Below are 1,532 nucleotides of genomic sequence, written 5' to 3'. Positions count from 1 at the left end.
AGCTGGCGATCACGGCTTTTGGCCTCGTATTCGTTCATATCCTGCGCCACGTAAGGTTGTCCCTTGGTCAGCATGGCGTAGATCAGGCGGGCCAGTTGGTGAGCCGTAGCCTTAATGGCGCAGGCCGTATCCATGCGAGCCAATCGGGCGCGGTGACTGGCACCGATAAAGCTTTTATCGGTGCGGGCGCTAGAGGCCGCCTGCTTCAACGCTTGTGCCGCCCGGTTAAATACCTTGGGGACATGACCGGGCAAGGGTTTTCCCCCCGATATTCGGGTTGAGGGCGCTACCCCCATCCAGGAGCTGAAATGTTGCTCAGTCGGAAAACGCGACAAATCAGGTCCGACTTCGCTCGCCAGAACCAAGGCGGATTCGATTCCGATGGTGGGAATCGCGGTCAGGTCCACGCCCATGATTCTCACAAGTGCCTGGTGCAAGCTGGCTTGTTCATCTGCCGAGCGATGCGGGCTACGCAGTGGCTTGGTGGGTTGCGTGGGCTCATGGTTCAGCACTGGAAGTCGATCAAGTGCCTGAGTGATGGTCCGATCACATTCGGCAATCTGCTTCTCAAGGAAATCATGAGCAGCCACCTCCTGAGCCAAAGCATGCAGATGCTCGACTCGCCAGTTACCGTGCAGGCTGCGGGCAATGGTTTGGTGATCGGCCTTGATACGGCCGTCTCGGAAGTTGGCCAAGACTTGAGGGTCACGCTCGCCATCGATGATGGCCTTGATGATTTTCATCCCTGTCACGCCAGCAATATTGCTGATGACATTGGCTAACTGAATGTTCATCTGCGTCAGGGCTTTTTGCATGCGGTTGATGGTCTTGGCTTGATCACGAACCTTCATGGCCCGCTGGCGAACCAATGATCGCATCGAGCAAATATCATCAGCGGGTCGGAAAGCACCTCTGAGTAAGCCATGGGTCATGAGTTGCCAGATCCACTGGCAATCCAGAACATCGGATTTACGTCCGCTTATCTGACGAGTTGCACGGGAATTGACCAGATACACCTCAAAGCCCCTTGAATCGAGAAGCTCGAACAGCGGTATCCAGTAAACGCCAGTGGCCTCCATCGCCACGACCTTGATTTTCAGCGATTCCAACCATTCGGCCAGGCTCACCAAATCCTCAGTGAAGGCCGGAAAACAGCGAACCGGCTTGTCGCTTTGATCGGGATTGACGCCAACCCAGTGCTCGCGGCTGCCGATATCGATACCGGCACAATGAGGGTGAATCACTTCAAATCGTTTCTGCTGCTTCTTGCGCGCCATGACAATTCCTCGCAGGATTGAATGGCGCGCGGGGAACACGGTGGCGAACGGATTCACTCTCTCATACGTGGTCACAGCTTGCTGTGCCTACAACGACTCCACGCCGATACCGTGCCGGCCACTCTCCCTCGCGGGTGCGGACACACCAGTGATAGCTACGGCCTCTTTCCCCGCGCGCACCCAATCTTAAGCCGAGCACTTGTTTGCTGCGCGACAGCGCAGCGTCGGCGACGCGGCGGGGACTCCCTCGCCACA

At 56.9% G+C, this 1,532-nt stretch carries 1 protein-coding gene; it reads right to left on the bottom strand.

The window, feature by feature from the left end; genetic code table 11:
* Positions 1–1,277, bottom strand: a 1,277-nt coding sequence (locus tag HU715_RS27185) for an IS110 family RNA-guided transposase (RefSeq protein WP_186710880.1), incomplete at its 3' end; no start/stop codon positions are given.
* Positions 1,278–1,532: the final 255 nt, after the last annotated feature.

This window comes from Pseudomonas zanjanensis, from assembly GCF_014268745.2.
In the GTDB taxonomy this organism is placed as follows: domain Bacteria; phylum Pseudomonadota; class Gammaproteobacteria; order Pseudomonadales; family Pseudomonadaceae; genus Aquipseudomonas; species Aquipseudomonas zanjanensis.
The sequence above is the reverse complement of the archived record's forward strand: the minus strand, read 5'-3'. Positions and strand labels throughout refer to the sequence as shown.